The sequence below is a fragment of the Streptomyces sp. NBC_01304 genome (assembly GCF_035975855.1).
GTDB lineage: Bacteria > Actinomycetota > Actinomycetes > Streptomycetales > Streptomycetaceae > Streptomyces.
The window spans coordinates 4,961,547-4,987,079 of the sequence record NZ_CP109055.1 but is presented as its reverse complement, the minus strand read 5'-3'; the positions used below and the strand labels follow the sequence as shown (position 1 = coordinate 4,987,079).

Annotated in this window: 22 protein-coding genes; 12 read left to right on the top strand and 10 right to left on the bottom strand. The window is 71.1% G+C overall.

All coding sequences use genetic code 11. The features are described 5' to 3' along the window. Positions 1-456: 456 nt before the first annotated feature. On the top strand, positions 457-1,686 hold the full coding sequence (locus OG430_RS21905; RefSeq protein ID WP_327354253.1) for a lipase: 1,230 nt from the start codon (positions 457-459) through the stop codon (positions 1,684-1,686). 96 nt (positions 1,687-1,782) lie between these two features. Beyond that, positions 1,783-2,991 carry an aminotransferase-like domain-containing protein gene (locus OG430_RS21900; RefSeq protein WP_327354252.1) on the top strand — a complete coding sequence of 403 codons (1,209 nt, stop codon included), beginning with the start codon at positions 1,783-1,785 and terminating at the stop codon, positions 2,989-2,991. 105 nt (positions 2,992-3,096) lie between these two features. Here OG430_RS21900 and argS read toward each other — a convergent pair whose 3' ends face one another. Next, positions 3,097-4,857, bottom strand: coding sequence for an arginine--tRNA ligase (argS, locus tag OG430_RS21895; RefSeq protein ID WP_327354251.1), 1,761 nt, complete (start codon positions 4,855-4,857; stop codon positions 3,097-3,099). 249 nt (positions 4,858-5,106) lie between these two features. On the opposite strand from argS, the gene lysS reads away from it, so the two are divergent. Beyond that, a complete protein-coding gene (gene lysS / locus OG430_RS21890; RefSeq protein ID WP_327354250.1) occupies positions 5,107-6,846 on the top strand; it encodes a lysine--tRNA ligase in 1,740 nt (579 codons plus the stop codon). A gap of 134 nt (positions 6,847-6,980) precedes the next feature. Continuing rightward, positions 6,981-7,196 carry a hypothetical protein gene (locus OG430_RS21885; RefSeq protein ID WP_327354249.1) on the top strand — a complete coding sequence of 72 codons (216 nt, stop codon included), beginning with the start codon at positions 6,981-6,983 and terminating at the stop codon, positions 7,194-7,196. A 12-nt stretch (positions 7,197-7,208) separates the two neighbouring features. Here the strand turns inward: OG430_RS21885 and OG430_RS21880 are convergent, their stop codons facing one another. From OG430_RS21880 to OG430_RS21870, 3 genes are all read right to left on the bottom strand, one after another. Then, the gene (locus OG430_RS21880) at positions 7,209-8,573 is read right to left on the bottom strand and encodes a DUF2637 domain-containing protein (protein ID WP_327354248.1); all 1,365 of its coding nucleotides are present in this window, start codon (positions 8,571-8,573) and stop codon (positions 7,209-7,211) included. A 182-nt stretch (positions 8,574-8,755) separates the two neighbouring features. Next, positions 8,756-9,601, bottom strand: a complete 846-nt coding sequence (locus OG430_RS21875) for a DUF3558 domain-containing protein (RefSeq protein ID WP_327354247.1) — start codon at positions 9,599-9,601, stop codon at positions 8,756-8,758. A 167-nt stretch (positions 9,602-9,768) separates the two neighbouring features. Next, the gene (locus OG430_RS21870) at positions 9,769-10,647 is read right to left on the bottom strand and encodes a DUF3558 domain-containing protein (protein WP_327354246.1); all 879 of its coding nucleotides are present in this window, start codon (positions 10,645-10,647) and stop codon (positions 9,769-9,771) included. Between the two features lie 217 nt (positions 10,648-10,864). On the opposite strand from OG430_RS21870, the gene OG430_RS21865 reads away from it, so the two are divergent. Continuing rightward, positions 10,865-12,058 (top strand): RtcB family protein, encoded by a 1,194-nt coding sequence (locus OG430_RS21865; RefSeq protein ID WP_327354245.1) that lies wholly within the window; start codon positions 10,865-10,867, stop codon positions 12,056-12,058. Between the two features lie 10 nt (positions 12,059-12,068). Here the strand turns inward: OG430_RS21865 and OG430_RS21860 are convergent, their stop codons facing one another. Further along, positions 12,069-13,553: an FAD-dependent oxidoreductase gene (locus OG430_RS21860; RefSeq protein ID WP_327354244.1), complete on the bottom strand. Its 1,485-nt coding sequence runs from the start codon at positions 13,551-13,553 to the stop codon at positions 12,069-12,071. A 114-nt stretch (positions 13,554-13,667) separates the two neighbouring features. Between OG430_RS21860 and OG430_RS21855 the strand changes: the two genes are divergently transcribed. Continuing rightward, complete coding sequence (locus tag OG430_RS21855) at positions 13,668-14,348, top strand: TetR/AcrR family transcriptional regulator (protein ID WP_327354243.1); 681 nt, start codon at positions 13,668-13,670, stop codon at positions 14,346-14,348. 19 nt (positions 14,349-14,367) lie between these two features. Beyond that, entirely contained in the window at positions 14,368-14,844 is a 477-nt protein-coding gene (locus OG430_RS21850) for a MarR family winged helix-turn-helix transcriptional regulator (RefSeq protein WP_327359182.1), read from the top strand. A 31-nt stretch (positions 14,845-14,875) separates the two neighbouring features. Here OG430_RS21850 and OG430_RS21845 read toward each other — a convergent pair whose 3' ends face one another. Further along, positions 14,876-15,280, bottom strand: a complete 405-nt coding sequence (locus OG430_RS21845) for a winged helix-turn-helix transcriptional regulator (protein WP_327354242.1) — start codon at positions 15,278-15,280, stop codon at positions 14,876-14,878. A 131-nt stretch (positions 15,281-15,411) separates the two neighbouring features. On the opposite strand from OG430_RS21845, the gene OG430_RS21840 reads away from it, so the two are divergent. Next, positions 15,412-16,308, top strand: coding sequence for a zinc-binding dehydrogenase (locus OG430_RS21840; RefSeq protein ID WP_327354241.1), 897 nt, complete (start codon positions 15,412-15,414; stop codon positions 16,306-16,308). 28 nt (positions 16,309-16,336) lie between these two features. Here OG430_RS21840 and OG430_RS21835 read toward each other — a convergent pair whose 3' ends face one another. Then, entirely contained in the window at positions 16,337-17,011 is a 675-nt protein-coding gene (locus tag OG430_RS21835) for an NAD(P)H oxidoreductase (protein WP_327354240.1), read from the bottom strand. A 5-nt stretch (positions 17,012-17,016) separates the two neighbouring features. Beyond that, on the bottom strand, positions 17,017-18,051 hold the full coding sequence (locus OG430_RS21830) for an NADP-dependent oxidoreductase (RefSeq protein WP_327354239.1): 1,035 nt from the start codon (positions 18,049-18,051) through the stop codon (positions 17,017-17,019). Positions 18,052-18,214: 163 nt separating this feature from the next. On the opposite strand from OG430_RS21830, the gene OG430_RS21825 reads away from it, so the two are divergent. Next, a complete protein-coding gene (locus tag OG430_RS21825) occupies positions 18,215-21,538 on the top strand; it encodes a BTAD domain-containing putative transcriptional regulator (protein ID WP_327354238.1) in 3,324 nt (1,107 codons plus the stop codon). 103 nt (positions 21,539-21,641) lie between these two features. Next, positions 21,642-22,349: an AAA family ATPase gene (locus OG430_RS21820; RefSeq protein WP_327354237.1), complete on the top strand. Its 708-nt coding sequence runs from the start codon at positions 21,642-21,644 to the stop codon at positions 22,347-22,349. A 36-nt stretch (positions 22,350-22,385) separates the two neighbouring features. On the opposite strand, the gene OG430_RS21815 is transcribed toward OG430_RS21820, so the two are convergent. Next, complete coding sequence (locus tag OG430_RS21815) at positions 22,386-22,874, bottom strand: hypothetical protein (RefSeq protein ID WP_327354236.1); 489 nt, start codon at positions 22,872-22,874, stop codon at positions 22,386-22,388. 228 nt (positions 22,875-23,102) lie between these two features. Here OG430_RS21815 and OG430_RS21810 point away from each other — a divergent pair, with 228 nt between their 5' ends. Both OG430_RS21810 and OG430_RS21805 read left to right on the top strand, forming a co-directional pair. After that, positions 23,103-23,876: an SDR family NAD(P)-dependent oxidoreductase gene (locus OG430_RS21810; RefSeq protein WP_327354235.1), complete on the top strand. Its 774-nt coding sequence runs from the start codon at positions 23,103-23,105 to the stop codon at positions 23,874-23,876. Positions 23,877-23,898: 22 nt separating this feature from the next. Continuing rightward, positions 23,899-24,075: a hypothetical protein gene (locus OG430_RS21805; protein WP_327354234.1), complete on the top strand. Its 177-nt coding sequence runs from the start codon at positions 23,899-23,901 to the stop codon at positions 24,073-24,075. 18 nt (positions 24,076-24,093) lie between these two features. Here the strand turns inward: OG430_RS21805 and OG430_RS21800 are convergent, their stop codons facing one another. After that, positions 24,094-25,527: an MFS transporter gene (locus OG430_RS21800; protein ID WP_327354233.1), complete on the bottom strand. Its 1,434-nt coding sequence runs from the start codon at positions 25,525-25,527 to the stop codon at positions 24,094-24,096. Positions 25,528-25,533 lie beyond the last annotated feature (6 nt).

Genomic DNA, 25,533 nt, shown 5'->3' with positions numbered 1-25,533 from the left:
CACTTCCCCGTCCCGGGCCCGCGCCTCCCGTCCCGGGCCCGCGCCTCCCCGTCCCGGGCCCGCACCTCCCAGTCCCGGGCCCGCACCTCCCCCTGCCGGACCCGCACCTCCCCGTCCCGAGCCCGCCTCCTCCGTCCCCTTCTCTCGCTGCGGTCTTTGTCTTTGCCCTGCCCCCGCCTCTTCCATTACCGGCAGCTGCCTCCGTGGCCCCGTACTGACAGCAATTGGGGAAAGCCAGCCACCGAGCACCCGCACTCCGCGACGAAACAGACGGAGGTCCGCGCAACCACCCACCCCCACCAGCCACGCAATCGAGTCTTTGAGCAGTTGATCGGTTGCCCCTACCTGACCGGGCGGCTGCCCCCCGCCCGACTCGGGGGCCTGCCCCACTGCGCCCGGCGATCTCCCAAGAGAGGCTCAACTCACCGCCAATCGAGCCCATTTGAGGAGACCCGCATGCCCAACCGACGCCTCGCCACCACCCTGGCCTGCGCCGTAATGCTCGTCGGATCCGCAGCCGGGGCGACCGGCGCGATCGCAGCTCCGGCTCAGCTCCCCCTGTCCCACCGGCAGGCCCAGAACGACCGGGGTGCCCTGCTCGACGTAGCGCACCTCTACACCCTGAAGACCCGCGAAGCCGTCACCGCCGAGCTCGCGAAGGCCGGGTTCGACGCCTCGCAGGTGCGGCACGGCGTGGACGCGTACCGGCTGACGTACCGGACCGTCGACCCGCAGGGGCGCCCGACCACGGCCAGTGGGCTGGTCGTTCTGCCGCGTGGACCAAAGGGGCGCCTGCGCGCGGTCTCCTTCGCGCACGGCACCGGCAGTCATCGCAGCGACGCGCCCTCGATGCAGCGGGCTTCCTTCCTGACCGGGCCGCCCGTCGCCTACGCCGCCGCCGGGTTCGCCGCCGTCGCGCCCGACTACCTCGGGATGGGGGAGGGGCCGGGCCTGCACCCCTGGATGCACGTCCCGTCCGAGGCCACGGCTTCGCTCGATCTGCTCCGGGCCGCCCGCGCCTTCCACGCCCTCGACCGCAAGGTCTTCGTCACCGGGTTCTCGCAGGGGGCGTCGGCCGCGCTGGGCCTCGGGCGGGACCTCCAGGCCGGTGAGGACCGGTACTTCCGGCTGGGCGCGCTCGCGCCCGTCAGCGGTGCGTACGACTTCGGGGGAGCGGAGCTTCCGGCGCTGCTCGCAGGCGAGTTGGAGGGCAAGTCGAGCGTGATCTACGCGGCGTACACGCTGGTCGCCTTCAACCGCGTGCACCGGGTCTACGACCGTGCGGAAGACGTCTTCCGGGACCCCGCCGTCGAGACGCTCTTCGACGGCGAGCACACCGGGCGCCAGCTCTTCGAGGGCACGCCGGGGACCTTGGGCGAACTGCTCACGCCGTACGGGCGGGACCTGTTGGCCCACCCGAGGGGAGGCCTCGCCGACGCCCTGCGCGAGACCGACGGCGTGTGTGCGGACTGGACGCCGAAGGCGCCGGTGCGGCTCTACATGGCGAGCGGCGACGAGCAGGCGGCCACCGCCAACACCGCGCAATGCGCTGAGGCCTTGCGGGGTAGGGGAGTTGAGGCGACCGTGGTGGACCTGGGGGCGGTCGATTATCAGGGCTCGCGGCATCTTGGGTCGAATGTCCGGGGCACGGCGGAGGTGCTTCGGTGGTTCGAGGCGTTGTCGTAGCCGTCCGCATCCTGGAAAGACGCTTGTAGACAGCACCTAGATCTCTAGGCTGCGGTGCAACCGATACGAGCCTTGCCATGAAGGAGAGCCGCCGTCGTGACCGTCACCGAACCGCACGCCACCGCCGCCGCGCCCACGCCCCCGCTCGCCGCGCGGGCCACCGCAGTCGGGGGCTCCCCGGTACGGGACATCCTCGCGGTCACCGCTCGCCCCGAGGTCATCAACTTCGCGGGCGGGCTGCCGGCGCCCGAGCTCTTCGACGCCGAGGGCATCGCGGCCGCGTACGCCGCCGTACTCGCCGAACTGCCCGCGCAGGCACTGCAGTACGCGACGACCGAGGGCGAGCCGACGCTGCGTACGGCACTCGCGGAGCGGAACACGGCGCGGGGTCTGGTCACCGATCCCGACGACCTGATCGTCACGACCGGATCGCAGCAAGGCCTGTCGCTGCTCGCGACGGCGCTGATCGAGCCCGGCGACACCGTGCTGGTCGAAGACCCCTGCTATCTGGCGGCACTTCAGGTGTTCGCCTTCGCGGGCGCGCGGGTCGTGCCGGTGCCGTGCGACGACCACGGCATCGACCCGGACGCGCTGGAGCAGCTGGTGGTCGCGGAGCAGCCGAAGCTGCTCTACACCGTGCCGACCTTCCAGAACCCGACGGGTCGTACGCTGCCGGCCGCGCGCCGGGCCGCCGTCGCGGCCGTGGCCGCCCGGCGGGGGGTGTGGATCGTGGAGGACGACCCGTACGGCGAGCTGCGCTTCGAGGGCGAGCGGGTGCCGTGGATCGCGACGTACCCCGGCGCCGAGGACCGGACCGTGCTGCTCAGCACCTTCTCCAAGGTCATGGCCCCGGGGCTGCGCCTCGGCTGGCTGCGCGCACCGGCCGCGCTGCGCCGGGCCTGCGCGGTGGCCAAGCAGGCGGCGGACCTGCACACCCCGACGGTCAACCAGCTTGCCGCGGCACGGTACTTGGCCGACCGGGACCTGGACGCGCACGTCGCCTCGGTGGCCTCCGCGTACCGCTCGCGGCGTGACGCGATGCTGGCGGGGCTGGCCGCCGCGCTCCCGGAAGGCTCGACGTGGAACCGTCCCGAGGGCGGCATGTTCCTCTGGGCCCGGCTGCCGGCCGGCCACGACACGACGGAACTGCTCAAGTCGGTCGTCAAGCATGACGTGGCGTATGTGCCCGGGGCGCCGTTCTACGCGGGGGTGGCGGACCCGAGGACGCTGCGGTTGTGCTTTGTCACGCAGACGCCGGAGGAGATCGGGGAAGGGCTGCGGAGGCTGGGGGCGGCGCTGTCCTGACCTGCGGCATCATCAACACCGAAGGCCCCGCCGGGAGTTCCGGCGGGGCCTTCGGCGTCGACGTAGGAGCGTCAGAGGCGTACGAGCGCCAGAGGCGTACGAGGGTCAGAGGCGCTCGGGCGTCCTGATGCCCAGGAGGGCCATGCCCTGGTGCAGGGTCCGGGCCGTCAGGTCGCACAGGAACAGGCGGTTCTCCACCTGGGCGGGGGTCTCGGCCTTCAGGACCGGGCACTGGTCGTAGAACGTCGTGTAGAGCGACGCCAGCTGGTACAGGTACGAGGCCACCTTGTGCGGTGCGTACTCCGCCGTCGCGTCCGCGAGCTGCTCGCCGAACGAGTCCAGGTGCAGGCCCAACGCCCGCTCCGCCGGAGCCAGTTCGAGCTCGGGGTGGGCGACGGGCGAAGCACCCTCGGCCTTGCGCAGGATCGACTTGATCCGGGCGTACGCGTACTGGAGGTACACGGACGTGTCGCCGTTCAGCGACACCATCTGGTCCAGGTCGAACTTGTAGTCCCGGTTCGCCGACGTCGACAGGTCCGCGTACTTCACGGCGCCGATGCCGACGTACCGGCCGTTCTCGACGATCTCCTCCTCGGTCAGGCCCACCTTCTCGGCCTTCTCGCGGACGACCGCCGTGGCCCGCTCGGCGGCCTCGTCGAGGAGGTCTTCGAGCTTGACCGTCTCGCCGTCACGGGTCTTGAACGGCTTGCCGTCCGCGCCGAGCACCGTGCCGTAGCCCATGTTGTGCGCGGTGACCTCGTCGCTCAGCCAGCCCGCCCGCCGTGCCGTCTCGAAGACCATCTTGAAGTGCAGGGACTGCCGTACGTCGACGACGTAGATCAGCGACGTCGCGTCCAGGTCGCCGACCCGGTTCCGGATCGCGGACAGGTCGGACGCCGCATAGCCGAAGCCGCCGTCCGCCTTCTGCACGATCAGCGGCACCGGCTTGTCGTCCTTGCCCCGGATCTCGTCGAAGAAGACCACGAGCGCGCCCTCGGAGCGCACCGCGACGCCGGACTCCTCCAGGAGCCGCGCCGTCTCCGGCATCAGGTCGTTGTACGCGGACTCGCCGACGATCTCCTCGTCCCGGACCTCCATGTCCAGCTTCTCGAAGACCGAGTAGAAGTAGACCTTCGACTCGTCCACGAACTGCTGCCACAGGGCGAGGGTTTCCTTGTCGCCGGACTGCAGGTCGACGACCCGCTTCCGGGCCCGCTCCTTGAAGTTCTCGTCCGAGTCGAAGACCACCCGGGACGCCTTGTACACCCGGTTCAGGTTCGACATGGCCTGCTCGCCGTCGACCTGGTCGGCCGGGGCCAGCTCGCCCGGGTTCTCGATCAGGTACTGGATGAGCATGCCGAACTGGGTGCCCCAGTCGCCGATGTGGTGCCGGCCGATCGTCTTCTCGCCGGTGAAGTCGAGCATGCCGCGCAGGGCGTCGCCGATGACCGCCGACCGGAGGTGGCCGACGTGCATCTCCTTCGCCACGTTCGGCTGGGCGTAGTCGATGACCGTGACGCCCGGGTTCTCCTTCAGCGGGACGCCGAGCCGGTCGCCGTCCGCGTACCGCGCCGCGAGGGTCTCGGTGATCGTCTTGTCGGAGACGGTGATGTTCAGGAAGCCGGGTCCTGAGACCTCGATCTCCTTGAACACATCGCCCTGCACCTGGTCTACGACCTGCGTCGCCAGCTCCCGGGGGTTGCCCTTCAGCTTCTTGGCGAGGGCCAGGATCCCGTTGGCCTGGAAGTCGGCCCGGTCGCTTCGGCGCAGCAGCGGGTCCGCGGAGCCGGCTTCCGGCAAAGCTGCCGAGAGCGCGTCCGCGAGGAGCCGGTTGACGTTCGAGGCGATCGAGCTGACCGAGGTCATTGGGTGCCGTTCCTATCCGGGGTGACTGGACAGCCCGATTGTCCCATGGGGCCCGGACGGCCTCGCCTGGATTTAACGGCGTCCGGCGCCTTCGCCTGCGCCCACCCGTGCCGCCCTGCGGCACGACTGCCCGCAGGGTGAGGAAAAGGGAACCCCGGACGGGGTCCTTCCGTCTGGGAGAATGGCCTGCGCCAGGCTTTCCAGTACGCCGATGCCAGGCTTTCCAGCATCCCGAGGAAACAAGAGGACGTGCCGATCGTGGCTCAGAGCACAGAGACCGCCGACTGGGTCTCCCGTTACGCGGACGAGGTCATCGCCGAGTCGGAGCGTCGTGCCCCGGGCAAACCGGTCGTCGTGGCCTCCGGTCTCTCCCCGTCCGGGCCGATCCACCTCGGCAACCTCCGCGAGGTCATGACCCCGCACCTGGTCGCCGACGAGGTCCGCCGCCGTGGGTACACCGTGCGGCACCTGATCTCCTGGGACGACTACGACCGGTATCGCAAGGTGCCCAACGGCGTCCCCGGCACGGACAAGACCTGGGCCGACCACATCGGCAAGCCCCTGACCTCCGTGCCCGCCCCGGCCGGATCCGCGTACCCGAACTGGGCCGAGCACTTCAAGGCCGCCATGGTCGAGTCCCTCGGCGCGCTCGGCGTGGAGTTCGACGGGATCAGCCAGACCGAGCAGTACCAGGCGGGCACGTACCGCGAGCAGATCCTGCACGCGATGAAGCACCGCGGCGACATCGACGCGATCCTCGACCAGTACCGCACCAAGAAGGCCCCGCCGAAGAAGGGCCAGAAGCCGGTCGACGAGGCCGAGCTCGAGGCCGCCGAGGGTTCGGGCGCCGCGGGCGAGGACGACGGCTCCGGGTCGGGCGCGGGCTACTTCCCGTACAAGCCCTACTGCGGCGGCTGCGACAAGGACCTCACGACCGTCACCGCCTATGACGACGAGACCACCGAGCTGACGTACGTCTGCAGCGAGTGCGCCTTCACGGAGACCGTCCGGCTGAGCGAGTTCAACCGCGGCAAGCTGGTCTGGAAGGTCGACTGGCCGATGCGCTGGGCGTTCGAAGGCGTCATCTTCGAGCCGTCCGGGGTCGACCACTCCTCGCCGGGTTCGTCGTTCCAGGTCGGCGGGCAGATCGTCGGGATCTTCGGCGGCAAGCAGCCGATCGGCCCGATGTACGCCTTCGTCGGCATCAGCGGCATGGCCAAGATGTCGTCGTCGAAGGGCGGCGTGCCGACCCCGGGCGACGCGCTCGCGATCATGGAGCCGCAGCTCCTTCGCTGGCTGTACGCGCGCCGTCGCCCCAACCAGTCCTTCAAGATCGCCTTCGACCAGGAGATCCAGCGGCTCTACGGCGAGTGGGACAAGCTGGAGGCGAAGGTCGCGGACGGCTCGGTGCTTCCGGCCGACCTGGCCGCGTACCAGCGTGCCGCCGCCACGGCCGCCGGTGAGCTGCCGCGCACGCCGCGTCCGATGCCTTACGGCACCCTGGCCTCCGTCGTCGACATCACCGGCGGAGACGAGGACCAGACCCTGCGGATCCTCTCCGAGCTGGACCCGGCCAATCCGCTGACCTCCCTGGACGAGGTCCGTCCCCGTCTCGACCGGGCCGAGGCCTGGATCAACACCCAGGTTCCGGCGGACCAGCGGACCGTCGTACGGGACGAGCCGGACGCCGAACTGCTCGGCTCGCTCGACGAGCAGGGCCGGGAGTCGCTGCGGCTGCTCCTGGAGGGACTGGATTCCCACTGGTCGCTGGACGGCCTGACGCACCTCGTCTACGGCGTGCCGAAGGTCCAGGCCGGCTACTCGGCGGACGCCGGGCCCAAGGAGCTGCCGCCGGAGATCAAGGGCGCCCAGCGCTCGTTCTTCGCGCTGCTCTACCGGCTCCTGGTCACCCGGGACACCGGCCCGCGCCTGCCCACGCTGCTGCTCGCGGTCGGCGCCGACCGGGTGCGCAAGCTGCTCGGAGCCTGACGGTCAAAGGCATGCGTGAGGGGCCTCCACCCAGTGGGTGGAGGCCCCTCGTGCGTGTGCTGCACCCTTGGGACTACTTCCGTTTCGGCCTGCCGCAGGAGGCATCGCGGCCCCGGCCGGGAGAGCGTGGAGGCATGAACAAAGCCTTGCGGGAAGTCGTCTCCATCGTCGGCTGGATCGTCGGCGTCCAGGGCGCGCTCGGCGCGGTCGGCCGCCTCACCACGGGCAACGACTGGGGTCTGGTGCACAAGTGGTTCGACCCGCCGATCGCGCTCTACGTCGTCATGGCCGTCGCGGGCTTCTGCCTTGCCGCGTACGGGGAGTCCGCACGGCAGAAGGCGAAGGGCTGACCCCTTGCGCGGCTACGCGATGTGCTCCGCGTCGGCGTCCAGCTCCTGCTGGTAGCGGCCGCGGAAGTCCCGGATGTACGGGCGCAGCGTGTTCTCGCTGAGCGGGCCGCCGGACTGGCCCTTCACCGCGTACAGGTCGAGCAGGTAGATGCCGAACTGGCGGGCGTTGGGGTAGTCCCCGCGCTCGCTGACGTACCGGCGGAACGCCCCGTAGTACGCCTCCTCCCGGCTCATGTCCTCGGGCAGCGCGGAGGCCGCCGAGGGAACCTCGGGCGCGGCCTCGGCCGCCGGTTCCTGCACGAGCTCGCTGCGCGGGCCGGGGATGTTCAGGGCGCGGGTGCGGCCGGGACCCGACGGGACGCGGAACGCGTCGTCCTGCAGGAGCTCCTGCTCGTACCGCTGCTCATGCTCGAACTGCTGCGCCTGCTCGAACTGCCGCTGCTCGCGCTCGAACTGCTCCGGGTCGATGTGCTGCGGGTCGTACGCCGGGTCATAGCCGCCGTCGTACGCCGCCGAGTGCGGCTCCGACGCGAACCACGGGCTGTCCTGCAGCGCCTGCAGCTCCGGGTCGGGGCCCACCGGGCCGCCGAAGCCGTGCACCGGGGGCGGGGGGAGCTGCGGCTGCTGCTCCGCCGTCAGGGCCGGCATCTGCTCGGCCTGCTTGGGGGCCGGCGGCAGGACGGCGGGTTCGATGCCCGCGGCCGCCAGGCCCTCCGGGGCGGTGTCCTTGAGCGGGACGCCGTAGCGGGCCAGGCGCAGCGGCATCAGCGACTCGACGGGGGCCTTGCGGCGCCAGGCGCGGCCGTAACGGGAGCGCAGCCGGGCCTGGTAGACCAGGCGCTCCTGTTCGAGCTTGATGACCTCGTCGTACGACCGGAGTTCCCAGAGCTTCATGCGGCGCCAGAGCAGGAAGGTGGGCAGCGGCGAGAGCAGCCAGCGGGTGAGGCGCACGCCCTCCATGTGCTTGTCGGCCGTGATGTCGGCGATCCGGCCGACCGCGTGCCGGGCCGCCTCGACGGCGACCACGAACAGGATCGGGATCACCGCGTGCATGCCCACGCCCAGCGGGTCCGGCCAGGCGGCCGCGCCGTTGAACGCGATGGTCGCCGCCGTCAGCAGCCAGGCCGTCTGGCGCAGCAACGGGAAGGGGATGCGGATCCAGGTCAGGAGTAGATCCAGGGCGAGCAGGACACAGATGCCCGCGTCGATGCCGATCGGGAAGTACGGGGCGAAGCCGCCGAAGCCCTTCTTCTCGGCGAGCTCACGCACGGCCGCGTACGAGCCGGAAAAGCCGATGGCCGCGATGACGACCGCTCCCGCGACCACCACCCCGATCAATATCCGGTGTGTACGCGTCAGGCTCAGTGGCGCAGCCACCCGTGCCCCCTCCCAGTTCGGCGCTGTTGCGCGGAACAGCCTGGCACACACGTACGGGTGCTGGTGGGGCGGTATGGCCAGAGTCATGCGTGAGGGCGACCGAAGGGCCCGGCCACCGAGGTGACCGGGCCCTTCAAATGCCTTGAATGCCTTGAAAAGGCGGCAAGTTGCCGAGCGGCTTGCTACTCGGCCTTCTTGTTGCCCGACTTCTTGCTCGCCTTCGAGCTCGGCTTGTCACTCGCCTTGTCGCCGGCCTCGTCGCTCGGCTTCTCGGACGAGTCGTCCTCGCCGCTCGCGCCCGCCTTGTTGGCGGCGACGACCGAGGCCACCGCCTCCTTCGCCGCGGCCTGCGCGTCCTTCACCATGTCGTCGGCGCCCGGGGTCTTGGCGCCCGCCAGGCCCGCGCCGTTGAAGTCCAGGACCACGACCGCGTTCTCGACCCGGGCGACCACGCGCTGGTTCTTGAAGTCGCCCTCCTTCTTCTTCTGGTCGAAGCGCACCACGACGGCCTCGTCGCCGATGCCGGACACGGCCTCGGACTTGACGTTCTTCGCGCCCTCCGTCGCCTTGGCCTCGTCGACCTTCTTCTGCAGCTGGGCCTTGGCCCGCTTGTCGCCGCTGCCGAGCGTGGCGTCGGAGTCGTAGCGCTGCAGGTTCACATGGAGCCAGCGGTACTGCGAGCCCTTGGTGCCGTCGGTGTCCAGGCCCTTCCAGTAGCACGAGCCGGTGGTGTCCGTGTCGTCCGACGAGCCGGCCTTGCCCGACTTGTCGTCGACCTCGTGCACCAGGTCGTCGATCGTCTTCCCGGACAGCGCCTTGCACGGCTCGGGCAGCTCGTCGAACGCGGCCTTCGCGACGGTGGCGCCCCCGCCGTCCTTGCCGCTCGAAGCGTTCGAGGACGGCGAGCCCGCGTCGCTCTTGCCGCCGTCGTCCTTGCCGGAGTCGGAGGAGCAGGCCGCCGCCGTGAGGATCACCGGTACGGCTGCGCAGGCGGCGAGTATGCGGGTGAATCGTGCTGAACGGTGCATGGTTCCTTCGCTCAATCAGTCGTGCTCATCGGTCGTGCAGTGGCCTTTGGGGGGCTTTGGTGTGCCCGTCCGACCAGCCACCGTACGCGGAAGCGGCAAGTGCTGTGAGGGATACGTAAGGGGCCGAGGCCACCCGTGGGGCCCGCCCCGGCCCGATCCGGGCAGCCCTACTCGCCGAACTTTCCGGTCAGCCTGCCCGCCAGTTCCTGCGCCTTGTCCTGCAGTTCCTTGCTGTCGGGGAGCTCGCCGACGCGCGCCGCCTGCTCGTCGTACTCGATCTTCACGATCACATTCGACGTGCGGAACACCACAGTCACGGTGCGGTGCGCGGACGACGATCCGGCCTGCGTGAGCAGATCGTCGAGGAACGCCTCGTCGCCGAGCCCGTCGAGGGTGCGCGGCTCCAGGCCCTCGGGGGTGGTGGGGGTCTGGGACGGGTTCTGGGAGGGCGTCGACTCGGCGCGCTCCTCGTCCTCCTCGCCCTCTCCGCCCTTGCCGTCCGTGTCGCTCTTGCTGCTCTTACCGCTCTTGCCCTTGCCGGCCTTCGCGGAGTTGACCTGAGCGCTCGAGTCGTCGGAGGGCTCGTCCGACGGTTCGTCCGAGGGGTCCTCGGACTCCTGTGACGGTGAGGGCAGGTCGGCGGCGGTCTCCTTCTTCGCGTAGAGCGCCGCGGCCCGCTCGTCATCGCTCACCGCGTCGTCGTACGACACCACGCGCTCGAAGTCGACCGACAGGTGGTGCGTCGCATCCGGCGACTCGACCTTCCACCGGCAGCCCACCCGGCGGTCGGTGTCGTACGTCACCGCCGCCGTCCCCGCGTACGCCTTCTCCAGCTGCTCCTCGTCCAGCTCCTTCAGACCGGGCAGCATCGCGTCGAGCGAGCCGTGGTCCACCGAGCGGCACGGGTCGGGCAGCACCCGGTACTTGCCCGGCTCCGCGGTCTGCGCCGCAGTGCTGTCCGGGTCCGCGTTCGCGTCGTCCGCCGACTCCCCGGGGCCCGAACCGCCGGAGCATCCCGTCAGCAGCAACGCGGTGCCGAGCAGCATGGCTGCACCTCGGGCAATCCCCCTGTGCTGCACGGTCGCGGCTCCCTTCGGCGGTGCTTTTCGGGCGAGGTTCGAACGGAAAACGGTTGGCGTCCCAAGACGGCCGGTGAACACAATGTGTATCGCACGCGCTGCTGTGATTGCCGGTCCGCTATCCCATTTGGTGACCTGGCTCCGGTTTTTGCGCTATGAGACTTTTCGGGGGATTGAGGTAGTGATGTCGTACGTGGAGATGCCGGGGGCGAGGGTGCCGATCCGGATGTGGACCGACCCTACGACGGTCGAGGAAGGCGCCCTGCAGCAACTGCGCAATGTGGCCACGCTCCCGTGGATCAAGGGCCTCGCGGTCATGCCCGACGTCCATTACGGCAAGGGCGCGACGGTCGGTTCGGTCATCGCCATGCACGGCGCGGTGTGCCCGGCGGCGGTCGGGGTCGACATCGGCTGCGGCATGTCCGCCGTCAAGACGTCGCTGACCGCGAATGACCTTCCGGGTGATCTTTCCCGGCTCCGCTCGAAGATCGAGCAGGCGATTCCGGTGGGGCGGGGGATGCATGACACCGCCGTGGACCCGGGGCGGATGCACGGCTTCCCGACCGCCGGGTGGGACGACTTCTGGGGGCGGTTCGACGGGATCGCGCAAGCGGTCAAGTTCCGTCAGGATCGCGCCACAAAGCAGATGGGTTCGCTCGGATCCGGGAACCACTTCATCGAGTTCTGTCTCGACGAGTCGGGTTCGGTCTGGCTGATGCTGCACTCCGGTTCGCGGAACATCGGCAAGGAGCTCGCCGAGTACCACATCGGCCAGGCGCAGAAGTTGCCCCACAACCAGGGCCTGGTCGACCGTGACCTAGCGGTCTTCGTCGCGGACACCCCGCAGATGGCGGCGTACCGGAACGATCTGTTCTGGGCGCAGGAGTACGCGAAGTACAACCGCGCGATCATGATGGGGCTCTTCCAGGACGTGGTCCGCAAGGAGTTCAAGAAGGCCAGGGTGACCTTCGAGCCGGTCATCTCCTGCCACCACAACTACGTGGCGGAGGAGCGGTACGAGGGTATGGATCTGCTCGTGACCCGCAAGGGCGCGATCCGGGCGGGCTCCGGCGAGTACGGGATCATTCCGGGCTCCATGGGCACGGGCTCGTACATCGTGAAGGGCCTCGGCAACGAGAAGTCCTTCAACTCGGCCTCGCACGGCGCCGGTCGGCGGATGAGCCGCAGTGCGGCGAAGCGGCGCTTCTCGGCGCGGGACCTGGCGGAGCAGACGCGGGGCGTGGAGTGCCGCAAGGACTCCGGCGTCGTGGACGAGATCCCGGGTGCGTACAAGCCGATCGAGCAGGTCATCGACCAGCAGCGCGACCTCGTGCGGGTCGTGGCGAAGCTGAAGCAGGTCGTGTGCGTGAAGGGCTGACCGACGGCCCTTACGCCCCGGTCCACTCCGCCACAGCTGCCCGAACCGCCCCCGCGTCCGCGTCGTCGGCCGCCCATGCCACGTACCCGTCGGGCCGGACCAGCAGCGTCGTGCGGCGTGAGCTTGCCCATTGGGTGTGTATGCAGCCCGTCTCTTCCAGCCCTGCCGACATCGCGTCGGCAGGTGTGATCAGGACGAACTTGCCCGCGCGCAGGGCCTCGTAGAGCCTGCTGCCGTCGGCCAGGGTGATGTCGGGGGCGCGGTGGCCCGTCAGGTTGTGGGCTCCTCGGGGGGACGGGTAGGTGTAGCCGATGCCGGTGATCTGCCCTATGGCCTTCGTGGCGATGGGGCGCACGTGGTTCACGAGGCTCGCGATCAGCCGACGCACGGCGTACTGCGCGGGGTTGTGGGCCATGGCGAGGCGGATGATCGTGCCGCTGCTGCGGACCACGGCGCGGCCCACCGGGTGGCGTTCGGTCTGGTAGGTGTCCAACAGACCTTCCGGTGCACGGCCGTTCAGCACCGCGGCCAGCTTCCAGCCGAGGTTGGCGGCGTCCTGGAGGCCGGTGTTCATGCCCTGGCCGCCGGCGGGGGAGTGGGTGTGCGCGGCGTCGCCGGCGAGGAAGACCCGGCCCGTGCGGTACTGGTCGACCTGGCGCTCGTCGCTGTGGAAACGGGATATCCAGCGCTCGTCGTGCATGCCGAAGTCGGAGCCGAAGGCCCGTCGGGTGATGGCGCGGAGCTCGTCGAGGGAGGCCGGGGTGGAGTCGGGTATGTCGGCCTCCTTGCGGTTCCAGCCGCCGACCCGCCAATAGCCGTCCCCGAAGGGGATGAGGAAGGCGAAGGCGTCGTCCGAGCCGTTCACCGCGACGGTCAGGTCCGGCTCGCTCTCCAGGAGGACGTCCGCCAGGACGATCGAGCTGATCACGGAGTGGCCGGGGAAGTCCTGCCCGACGGCCCGGCGCACGGCGCTGCGGACTCCGTCGGCGCCGACCACGTACGACGCCCGGTGGGTGTCCGGGCTTCCGTCCTCCTTGCGCACCTCGACGTCCACGCCCCGGGCGTCCTGCCGGAGCCCGGTGACCTCGACGCCGTGCAGGAAGGTGACGCCGTGCTCCGTGGCGCGGCGGTGCAGGAGCCGCTCCACCTCGTACTGCGGTGTGGAGAGGAGGTAGGGGAAGCGGGACGGCAGTTCGCTGATGTCGAGGGAGAGGCGGCCGAAGAGTCGGATGTCGGTGATCTTCTGGCCGGTCTTGGTGAGTTCGTCCGCGAGGCCCCGGGCGTCGAGCTGCTCCAGGGTGCGGGCGTGCACGCCGAAGGCGCGGGTGAGGTTGCTGATGCCGGCCGGGCGCTTCTCGAGGACGGTGACCGGGATGCCGGCTGCGGCGAGGTCGCCGGCGAGGAGGAGCCCGGTGGGGCCGGAGCCGACGACGATCACGGAGTCGTCGCCTTCGCGGTTGCTGCCGTTGCTGCGGGTGCTGGGCTTGCCGTTCATTGCGGCCTCCTGGTGCCAACGCTTGTTGGTCAACGCTTGTTGGCAAATGTAGACCCGTCCGCGAGTCGGTGTCAACGGTTGTTGGCCAACGTCTGTTGACTTACGATCGGTGGCATGACCGAGACCCCTGCCACCGACGGAAAGGCCGCACCCGCCAAGGCGCGCCGCTCCGATGTCACCCGCGCCGCGATCCTCGCCGCCGCTCGCGAGCGCTTCGCGGCCGACGGATACGAGCGCGCCACCATCCGCGCGATCGCCCGCGACGCCGGAATCGACCCGTCGATGGTGATGCGCTACTACGGGAACAAGGAGGGCCTCTTCAGTGCGGCCGCCGAATTCGACCTGCAATTCGGTGAGTTGGGCGCGCTGGGAGCGGTCGAGTACCGGCCGGACGGCCGGCACGAAAGCGTCGGTGCCGCCCTCGTCTCACACTTCCTCGACCGCTGGGAGCAGGACGAGGTGCTCACCGCCCTGCTCCGGGTGGGCGTCACCAATGCCGCAGGGGCCGAGCGCATGCAGGAGATCTTCAAGCAGCAGCTGGGGCCCCTCGTCGCGGCCGTCTGCCCGGACCCCGCCGAGGCCCCGCGCCGCGCGGCGCTCGTCGCCTCCCAGGTCCTGGGCATGGCCCTCACCCGGTACGTGCTGCGCTTCCCGCCCGCCGCGCAGATGAGCCGGGAGGAAGTCGTCGCGTGGCTGGCCCCGACCGTGCAGCGCTATCTGACGGCCGAGTCGGCCGAGTCGGCCGAGTCGGCCGAGTCGGTGGAGTCGGCGGAGTCGCCTAAGATGTCTGCGTAACGCAGATAATGGAGGCGTGATGGAGACATCCGGCAAGCGCGGCGTCCTCATGGCCGAGCTCGGCCATGAATCGCGCCGCTACATGGCCTCGTACGCCCTGTTCAACCAGGCCGTCGCCGACCACGTGGGCCTGCACCCCACCGACCTGCAGTGCCTCAACCTGCTCAGCCTGGAGCCGGAACCCGTCACCACCGGCCACATCGCCGAACTCACCGGCCTGACCACCGGCTCCGCCACCCGCCTGGTCGACCGCCTGGAGCGCGCCGGCTATGTGGTCCGCGAGCGCGACACGGCCGACCGGCGCCGGGTTCTGGTGTCCACCGTGCCCGAGCGGATGAAGGAGTTCGGCGCGGTCTGGGAGAAGCTGGGCGGCGGCTGGCTCGCGCACTTCGACGCGTACGACGAGCGCGAACTCGCCCTGCTCATCACCCACATGAAGCGCACCGTCGAGTTCACGGCCGGGCAGATCGAGCGCCTGCGCAGCGGCGACGTCTGAACGTCTGAGGGAGGTACGGGCAGCCGGAGGTTCAGACGACGGTCTCGTCGTAGCGCTCGCGTGCCGCGTTGACCTCGTCGAAGTGGTTCTCCGCCCACGTCTTCATCTGGGTGAGCAGGCAGCTCAAGTTCCCGCCCAGTTCGGTCAGTTCGTAGTCCACGCGCACCGGTACGGACGGTGTGACCGTGCGCGAGACCAGCCCGTCCCGCTCCAGCGAGCGCAGCGTCTGGGTGAGCATCTTCTGGCTCACGCCCGGGATCCTGCGCCCCAGGTCGCTGTAGCGCATCGCCCCCTGCTCGCCCAGCGCGCTGACGATCAGGCTGACCCACTTGTCGCTGATCCGCGCGAGCAGCTGACTGGTCGGGCAGTCCTTGATGAACGCGTCGTAGGCGGTACGCGCCTGGGCACGCTCCTGTGCCGCCGTCATGGTCGCCATGGCTCACCTCCGGGTGCCGTACGCACTCTCAGGTGCGTACTTACTGAGAGAGAGTAACTCTTCCTAGGATCGTTGCAACGGCCGGGAAACCCGCCAACTCCCCTGCAAAACCTAGGAAAAAGGACACCGTCATGCGTGCAGCAGTGATCAATTCCTTCGGCGGTCCCGAGGTCGTCGAGATCATCGAGGCCGAGCTGCCCGAGCCCGGCCCGGGCCAGGTGCGGATCAAGGTGGCGGCCGCCGGGCTCAATCCGATCGACGCGGCCGTGCGCTCCGGCTTCATGGGCGGCGCGGGCAAGCGTCTCGGGCTCGGCTGGGACGTCGCGGGCGAGATCGACGCGGCGGGCGTGGCCACCGGCTGGACGGTCGGCGACCAGGTCGTCGCGCTCGCCTACGGAACGGCCAAGTCCTTCGGCACGCACGCCGATCACGTGGTGGTCGACGCGACCGCCGTCGCCACGGCCCCGGCCACCGCCGACGCCCCGCACGCCGCGACCCTGCCCCTCAACGCCCTGACCGCCGCCCAGGCCCTCGACCTGCTCGCCCTGAAGCCGGGGGAGCACCTGCTGGTCACCGGCGCGGCGGGTGCGGTGGGCGCGTACGCGGTCCAACTCGCCCACCACCAGGGCCTGATCGTGACGGCCGTCGCGGGCGTGGCCGACGAGCAGTCCGTACGCGGCCTCGGCGCGGACCACTTCCTGCCGCGCGGCACGGTGCCCGGCGGCCAGGACGTCGACGGTGTCCTCGACGCGGCGCTGCTCGGCGCCGACGCCCTCGCCTTCGTACGCGACGGGGGTGCGTACGTGGGCGTCCGTCCCGGTGCGCACCCGGAGGGCGTACGCGGCATCCGTACGGATGCCGTCGAAGTGGGCCCGGACGGGGCCCGGCTCGCCGAGCTGGCCGAGCTGGTCGACAAGGGGGTGCTGACCCTGCGGGTGGCGGAGACGTTCCCGCTGGCCGAGGTGGTCGGGGCGCACACCCGGCTCGCGGAGGGCGGGCTCCGCGGCCGGGTGGTCCTGGTGCCTTGAGCGGGAGGACACTGCCTGCCCCGCCCGCTCAGGGCGTGAAGGCGTCGAGCGCCAGGTCGGCCGACTTGAACGCCGCCTCGCCGGCATTGAGGGAGTCGTACACGAAGTGCACCGACGTGTCCTCGATGCCGCAGAACCGGGAGATGCCGGTCCGCAGCGTGTGGGTGACCGTCCGGTCCCAGCCCTGCTCGGTGAACTCCGCCTGTGTGTAGCTGACCAGGCCGAGCCAGAGCATCCGCTTGCCGCGCAGCCGCGGGGTGCTGCGGCCGTACGCGAAGCCGTAGTTCCAGACCCGGTCGATCCAGCCCTTGAGGATGGCCGGCGGCCCGAACCACCACAGCGGGAACACCGCGACGATGACGTCGGCCGCTTCGACGCGCGCCATGTGGGCCTGTACTTCAGGGGAGTACGCCTTGTCGCGGTCCGCCCAGTCCGGCTCGTCCCCGGGTCCCAGGCGGGGGTCGAAGTCCTCGGCGTGCAGGTCGAGCAGGTCGACGGCGTAGCCCTCGCGGACGAGGCGGGCCTCGGTGTGGCGGGCGAGTTGGGCGGTCAGGGAGTCGGGGCGGGGGTGGGCGAGGACGAGCAGGGCGCGCCTGCCCGCAGTGGACTTCCCGCCGGTGGCGGACTTCTCGCCTGCAGGGGACTTCTCGCCTGCAGTGGACTTCTCTGCGGAGCCGGTCATGGTGTTCAGGCCTCCGGTCATGGTGTTCAGGCCTCCAGACGGACGAGCATCTTGCCGGTGTTGGCCCCGCGGAGCACGCCGAGGAACGCGTCGGGCGCCTGGTCGATGCCGTCGACGACGGTCTGTGCGGTGTGCAGGGTGCCGTCGGCGAGCCAGCCCGCGGCCTTCCCGATCCACTCGGGGAACAGGTCGAAGTGGCTGCTGACGAGCATGCCTCGCAGGGTGGCCTCCTTGGCGGCGGCACGGAAGAGGTTGTCCGGGCCCGGCAGCGGCGCGGTGGCGTTGTAGCCGCTGATCGCGCCGACCAGGGCGATCCGGGCGCCCGTGCGCAGGGCACCGATGGCCGCCTGGAGGTGGTCGCCGCCCACGGAGTCCAAGTAGACGTCGATGCCGTCGGGGGCGGCCTGCGCGAGCTGTTCGGCGAGATCGCCCTGGCGGTAGTCGATCGCCGCGTCGAAGCCGAACTCGTCGAGGAGCCGCTTGGTCTTGGCCGGTCCGCCGGCCGAGCCGATCACCTTGGACGCGCCCAGTTTCCGGGCCAGTTGACCGGCGACGCTGCCGACCGCGCCCGCCGCGGCGGAGATGAACACGACGTCGCCCTCGCGCACTTCGGCGGTGCGGGTGAGCGCGGCGTAGGCGGTCAGGCCCGTGGTGCCGAGGGCGCCGAGGTAGGCGTCCGCCGGAGCGAGCGACGTATCGACGACGGTGACCGCGGCCGCGTCGAGGACCGCGTACTCGCGCCAGCCCAGGAAGTGGCTGACCGTCGCCCCGACCGGCACCGACTCGGCGCGGGACGCGACGACTTCGCCGATCGCGCTGCCTTCGAGGGCGGCGCCGAGCTCGAAGGGCGGAATGTAGGAGGGGGCGTCGTCCATGCGGCCGCGCATGTACGGGTCCACGGACATCCAGGTGTTGCGGACGACGATCTGGCCCTCGGCCGGCTCGGGCACGTCGGTGGTGACCCACTCGAAGTTCTGCGCGGTCGGTTCGCCTTCGGGGCGGGCGGCGAGGCGGACTTCGCGAGAGGTGTACGAGGTGCGGGTGGTGGTCACGTCGGTCATGGCGATTTCCCTACGTTGATGAGTTCTCCCTTTCCGGGAGGTGATCGGCTGCGATCACGTGAGCCACAGTGCCGGGGCCCGCGCACGGTCGGCTGACGGTCCACGCACGGCCTCACGCATGGCCGCTGTCGGGACTGTCAGTGCCACGGCTTAGCGTTGCGGCATGCGTTTCGAGGTGCTTGGACCGGTGACCGTGCGGACGGAGGACGGGACCGCCGTCGCCGTGCCCGAGGCGAAGGTCCGGGCATTGCTCGCCGATCTCCTGGTGCATCACGGGCGTCCGGTCCCGGTGGACCGGCTGATCGACGACCTCTGGGGCGAGGATCTGCCGGGCAATCCGGGCAACACCCTGCAGACCAAGGTGTCGCAGTTGCGGCGCACCCTGGAGGGGGCCGAGCCCGGGGCGCGCGGCCTGGTCGCGTACGGGCCGGCCGGGTATGCGCTGCGGGTGGCCGACGAGGCGGTCGACGCGGGGCGGTTCGGGGCGCTGGTGGCGAGGGCGCGGGATGCGGAACAGGCGCGGGACAAGGTGGCGCTGCTCTCGGAGGCGCTGGGGCTGTGGCGCGGGGACGCGTTCGCCGACTTCCGGGACTTCGGCTTCGCGGGGGCCGCGGTGGCGCGGCTGGAGGAGCAGCGGCTGACCGTGCGCGAGGAGCTGGCCGAGCTGCGTCTGGAGCTCGGTGAACACGCGCTGCTAGCCGACGAGTTGAAGGACCTGGTGGCGGAGCATCCGCTGCGGGAGCGGTTGCGGGGTGTGCAGCTGCGGGCCCTCTACCGGGCGGGGCGGCAGAGCGAGGCGCTGGACGCGTATCGCGAGCTGAAGGAGCGGCTTGCCGATGAGCTCGGGATCGACCCGGGCGTCGAACTGGCCGGGCTGTACGAGGCGATCCTGCGGCAGGACCCGGAGCTGGCACCCGCCCCGGTACCGGTACTGGTACCGGGGGCGGCCGGCGGGGTGCGGCCTCGCAGCAATCTGCCCGCGCCGGTCAGCGGTCTGGTCGGGCGCGAGGCCGAGGTCGCCCGCGTGTGCTCCCTCGTCGAGGCGGGCCGCCTGGTCACGCTCACCGGCCCGGGCGGCGTGGGCAAGACCCGGCTCGCGCTGGCCGCGGCGGACCGGCTTGCGCGGTCGGGGTCCGAGGTGTGCGAAGACGGTGTATGGCTGGTCGAACTCGCGGGCCTGACCGGGCGGTTGGGGGACGGGGGTGGCGAGCGGGGCGGCGCCACGAGCGACCTCGCCGGAACGGTCGCCGCCGTGCTCGGCGTACGCGACGACGTGCCTCAGGGGCAGGGGCAGGGGCAGGGGCAGGGTCAGAGCGGCAGCGGCGTCTCGGTCGTCGACCTCCTTGCCGAGGCGCTGAGCACGCGTCGGATGCTGCTCGTCCTCGACAACTGCGAGCACATCGTCGGGCCCGTTGCCGATCTGGTAGAGCAACTTCTGCGCAGGGCGCCGCAGTTGCGGGTGCTCGCCACCAGCCAGGAACCCCTCGCGCTGTCCGGCGAGGTCCTGGACTCCGTCGACCCCCTCGCGCAGACCGAGGCGATGGAGCTCTTCGCCGCCCGCGCGGCGGCCGCCGCGCCCGGGTTCACCCTGGACGCCGACAACGCCGAGGCCGTCGCGCTCATCTGCCGCCGCCTGGACGGCATCCCGCTCGCCCTCGAACTCGCCGCCACGCGGGTACGCGCGCTGGGCGTGCAGGCCCTGGCGGAGCGGCTGCACGACCGGTTCCGGCTGCTCAACCAGGTCCGCAGGGACGCCCCGGCCCGGCAGCGGACGTTGCGGGCGATGATCGACTGGAGCTGGGAACTGCTGCCGCCCGCAGAGCAGTTGGTGCTGCGGCGGCTGGCCGTGTTCTCCGGTGGGTTCACGTTGGAGGCGGGGGAGGCGGTGGGCGCGGGCGGGCCGATACCCGGTGGGGGAGATGGCCGTGGTGCCGCGTACGCCGTCGACGTAGAGGAAGCCGCGTACGAGACCGGCGTACAGGAAGACGCGTACGAAACCGGCGTACAGGAAGACGGCGACGTACTCGACACAGTGACCCGCCTCGTCGACCGCTCCCTCCTCGTCGCCGCCCCGGGCCCCGACGGCGTCCGCTACCGGATGCTGGAATCGATCGCCGCCTACAGCCTGGAACGCCTCGCCGAGGCGGGCGAGGCCGAGGCGGCCCGGCGTCGGCACGCGCTGCACTACGCCGAGCTCGCCGAACGCGCGGAGCCCCACCTGCACGGCCGCGACCAGCAACGCTGGCTGCGGCGCCTCGACGACGAGGCGCTCAACCTGCGCGCCGCCCTCGACCACAGCCTCGCCGACGGCAGTACGGACCTCGCGCTGCGCCTCGTCAACGCGGACGCCTGGTACTGGTATCTGCGAGGCCGCATCGGCGAGGGCGCCCGCTCGCTGCAGCTCGCCATCGAGGGCGCGGAAGCGATGAGGTCCACGCCCGCGTACGCCGCCGCCCGCACCAAGCAGGCCGCGTTCGCCCTGCTCACCGGCGATGCCTCGCGGCTCGGCGTGGACTTCACCGACGCCGACGCACGCAGCCGCTGGCTGCTCGCCCTCGCCCGCTGCGGCTTCGACAACGAGCTGGACCAGGGCGGCCCCGGCGATCCGCTGAACCGGCTCTGCGAGGAGTTCCAGACCCTCGGCGACCGCTGGGGCGAGGCCGCCGCGCTGAGCCTGACCGCGACCCGCGCCCTCTACCGGGGCGACCTCCCGGCGCTGCGGGAGAACGCCGAGCGGAGCGCCGCGCACTTCGCCGAACTCTGCGACCGCTGGGGCCAGTTGCAGGCCGCCGAACAGCTCGGTGTGCTCGCCGAGATCGCCGGTGACTACGAGGAGGCGGCCCGGCTGCACCGCGAGGGCGCACGGGGCGCCGAGGAGCTGCAGCTGTGGACGCACGCCGCGTACTTCCTGGCCAGGCTGGGCCGCATCGCGCTGCTCACCGGCGACGAGGCGCGTGCCACCGAGTTCCACGGGCGGGCCGCGAAGCTCGCCGCCGAGCAGTCGCACCAGCCGGCGCAGCAGTTCGCCGAGACCGGCCTCGCCCTCGGCGCCCGCCGCCGCGGCGACCTCGACGAGGCCGAGCGGCTGCTGCGGCCCTGGCTCGACTGGAACCGCCGCCTCGGGGTCGTCACCGGCGAGGCACTGGTCCTCGCACAACTGGGGTACGTCGCCGAACAGCGCGGCGACGTGACGCGGGCCGAGGCCCTGCACGAGGCGGGCCTCGCCGCCGCCCGCAGGACCGGCGACCCCCGGGCCCTGGCCCTCGCCCTCGAAGGCCTGGCCGGCGCGTACACGGCGGGGGACCGCCCCGCACAAGGTGCCGAACTGCTCGGTCGGGCGGCGGCCCTGCGCGAGACGGTGGGCAGCCCGCTGCCGAAGGGCGAGCGGTGGGACGTGCGGCGGGCCGAGGGGCGGGCCCGCCGGGCGCTTGGCGAGGACGCGTTCGAGGAGGCGCTGGCGAGGGGGCGTACGAGCAGGGATGCATGAGCAGGGACGCATGAGCAGGGACGCATGAGCAGGGACGCATGAGGGGACGTACCCGCGAGCCCGGGAGTTTGCCGGGGCACGCGGTGTCACGGACACTCGACGTGTGATTGTCGAACGTGCGTACGCCCATGGCCTTGACCTGGACGAGGACGACTGGCCCTGGTCCGTGCCGTGCGTGCGGCAGCTCCTTGCCGAGGGGCTGCGCTTCACCGCGCCCGTGACCTTCCTCGTCGGGGAGAACGGCTCGGGGAAATCCACTCTGGTGGAGGCGCTCGCCGAGGCCTTCGGCCTCGACTCCTACGGCGGCTCGCACGACTGGAAGTACGCCTCGCACCGCGAGAAGTCCGCGCTCGGCGAGCGGCTTCGCTTCGACGCGGCCGTCGGGGGCCGCCGGATGGTCCGCAGCTGGTCGGCGCGCAAGGGGTTCTTCCTGCGCGCCGAGACCGCGCTCGACGCCCTCGACCGGGAGGGCTTCGCCCCCGACTCGAAGAGCCACGGCGAGGGGTTCCTCGCGGCCTTCCGCGGCAAGTTCCTCAAGCCCGGCCTGTACGTCATGGACGAGCCGGAGGCCGCGCTCTCCTTCGCCTCCTGCCTGGAGCTGATCGGCCACATCGACCAGCTCGTGCAGCGCGGCGGCCAGATCGTGTGCGCCACCCACTCCCCGCTGCTCACCGCGTTGCCGGGCGCGGACATCGTGGAGGTGGGCGAGCACGGGATGCGGCGGGTGGCGTGGGAGGAGCTGGAGCTGGTGGACCACTGGCGGCGGTACCTGATGGATCCGCAGGCGTATCTGCGGCACATCGTGGGCTGACGGCCCAAGGGATCGGGGGACCAAGGGATCGGGGGATCAGAAGAAGTACGAGTCCCCCGAGTCCAGCGTCGTCACCTTGTGCTGGTTGTTCTTCGGGTTGTCGTCGCTCGCCCCGCCGTTCCACAGGGTGTCGATCTGCACGGTCACCTCCGACGGCTTGCCCTTCAGCTTCAGGTCGAGCTGCAGCTCCTCGCCCCAGCCGCCCGCGCGCAGCTCGCCGGTGCGGCACAGGACGACCCGGCTGCCCGCCCGCAGGCAGCTCTCGGGGAGGTGTCCCTGCACGGTGGCGAGGCCCGTCGAGAAGCGCAGCCGCACGGTGACGTCGGACACGTCGCTCGGGCCGTGGTTCTCCGGCGTCAGCCAGATCCCGAGGTCCCCCTCCCACATCGAGGTGAACCCGTGGAAGGCCACATCGGCCTCCGGGGCGGCTGCTCCGACTGCCCCGACCGCCCCGGCCGGGACCGTGCCGGTCAGCGCCGCCGCCGCGGCCGATGCCGCCACCCATCCCGCTCGCCTTGCCCGCATCGCTCTGCTCCCTGTCGTTCCTGTCGTGCCTGAGATATCCGAACCTGAGATATCGGGATACGCGCGCAAGATACCCAGATACTGCAATTAGCCCTGTTCTGGGGCGAGTTCGGCGCGTCCTGGTGAGGCGGGGCCAGTAGGTTGACCGATTCTGCAGAAGGCCTGTCACAGGGCCCGCTTATCCTGGGCAACTGGAGCAGGAACGTACGTACGCACGAGGAGCACCCCATGACCGCCGCCGCAGCCAGCGCCTCCCGCATCGCCGTCGTCACCGGCGCGAGCAGCGGTATCGGCGCCGCCACCGCCCGTCAGCTGGCGGCCGCCGGTTACCGGGTCGTGCTCACCGCGCGCCGCAAGGACCGCATCGAGGAGCTTGCCGAGGAGATCAACGCGGCGGGCCACCAGGCGGCCGCGTACGCCCTCGACGTCACCGACCGCGCGGCGGTGGACGAGTTCGCCACGGCGTTCAAGGAGATCGCCGTCCTGGTCAACAACGCGGGCGGCGCGCTCGGCGCGGACCCCGTGGCGACCGGCGACCCGGCCGACTGGCGGCAGATGTACGAGGTCAATGTGATCGGCGTCCTGAACGTCACGCAGGCCCTGCTGCCCGCCCTGACCGCGAGCGGCGACGGCACGGTGGTCGTGCTGTCCTCGACCGCGGGCCACTCCACGTACGAGGGCGGCGCGGGCTATGTCGCGGCCAAGAACGGCGCGCGGGTGCTCGCCGAGACGCTCCGCCTGGAGATCCTCGGGCAGCCGGTTCGGGTCATCGAGATCGCGCCGGGCATGGTCAAGACCGACGAGTTCGCCACGACGCGCTTCCGCGGCGACAGCGAGAAGGCCGCCAAGGTGTACGCGGGTGTCGCCGAGCCGCTCACCGCGGACGACGTCGCGGACACCATCACCTGGGCGTGCACCCGGCCGCCGCACGTCAACATCGACCTGCTGGTGGTGCGGCCGCGTGCGCAGGCCTCCAACACGAAGGTGCACCGGGAGCTGTGATCACGAAGGCGTGCGGGGAGCTGTGAGGAAGGACCGGACGCCGCCGCGCGACGACGACGCGGGGTCGTCCCTCGAGCAGCGGCGCCTGGCCCAGGAGAGCAAGAACGAGAAGATGATCTGGTGGTACCTCGGGTACTTCCTGTTCGGCATCCACCTCGTCGCGTTCGTGATGATCTACGCGGTCAGCCACGCCAAGTAGCACGCCCGGCGGCCGTCCTCAGTGATCCTGCGGCTGCGCCTTGCGGGGCAGCAGGCGGACCAGGCCGAGGCAGAGCGCGCCGACGGCGATGACGACGGTCAGGCTGACGACCGTGGCGTGGGCGGTGTCGTGGGCGGCGCCGAGGGTGTGGAAGTAGACCGTGGTGACGGCGGCCGCGCCGATGGCGTTGGCCAGCTGCTGGACGGCGCCGAGCGAGCCGCCGGCGCTGCCGGCCTCGTCGGGGGCGATGTCACCGATGGTGACGTCGTAGACGGTGCCGAAGCAGGTGCCCATGCCGATGCCGACGACGAGGGCGGGCGCGGCCAGGGCCCAACTGCCCAGGTCGGTGCCGGAGTTCAGGACCAGGGCGAGTAGCCAGCCGGTACCGGCCAGGGTGATCAGGAGTCCGGCGACGACGAGCCGGCGGCCGAACCTGCCGATCAGCTGGTAGCAGGCGATGGACGAGATCACGATGCCCGCGGCGACCGGTGCGATGCCGAGGGCGGCGCGCAGCGGCGAGAAGCCGAGGCCGTCCTGCAGGAAGAGCGAGAAGACGTACAGCAGTCCGGAGATGGCGGCGAAGAACGCGATGCCGAGGATCAGTCCGGACGTGAAGCCGCGATTGCGCAGCAGCGACGGCTGGATCAGCGGGTTCGCGGCCGTGCGCTGACGGCGGCAGAAGAGGGCGAAGAAGGCGAGACCGCCCGCGATCAGCAGCAGCGGGATCGTGGTCCAGCCGTGCGCGGAGCCCTCGATGAGGCCGCCGAGCAGGCCGAGCATGGCGCCCGCGAGGAGGCCTGAGCCGATGCCGTCTACGGAGGTGGCGGCGTCGCCCGCGTCCTTCGGGAGCAGCCGGAGTGCGGCGACGAGGGCGGCGCCGCCGATCACGATGTTGATCAGGAACATGGCGCGCCAGCCGAGACCGGCGAGGTTCGCGTCGATGAGGAACCCGGCGAGGATCGGGCCGCCGACGGCGGACAGGCCCATGACGGGGCCGAAGAAGCTGAAGGCCTTGCCGATCTCCTCGCGGGGGAAGACCGCGCCGAGGATGCCGAAGCCCTGCGGGATGAGCAGCGCGCCGAACGCGCCCTGGACGAGGCGGGCGGCGACCAGGAATTCGGGGCCCTGGGCGAGCCCGCAGGCGACGGAGGCGAGGGTGAAGCCGGTGAGGCCGGCGAGGAACAGCCGGCGCCGGCCGTACTTGTCGCCGAGCCGGCCGCCGACGACGAGCAGCACGCCGAGCGCGAGGGCGTAGGAGGCGCCGAGCCACTGGACGAGGCCGGAGCCGCCGCCGAGGTCGCGGGCGATGGTGGGCGCGGCGACGTTGGTGATCGTCGCGTCGACCAGGTCGAGCACGTCGGCGGCGAGGACGACGCCGAGGACGGCCCAGCGGCGGCGCGAGGGCCTTGCGCGGGGCTCGACGGTGGTGGGGGACAGGGTGGGAGCGGACATGGTTCT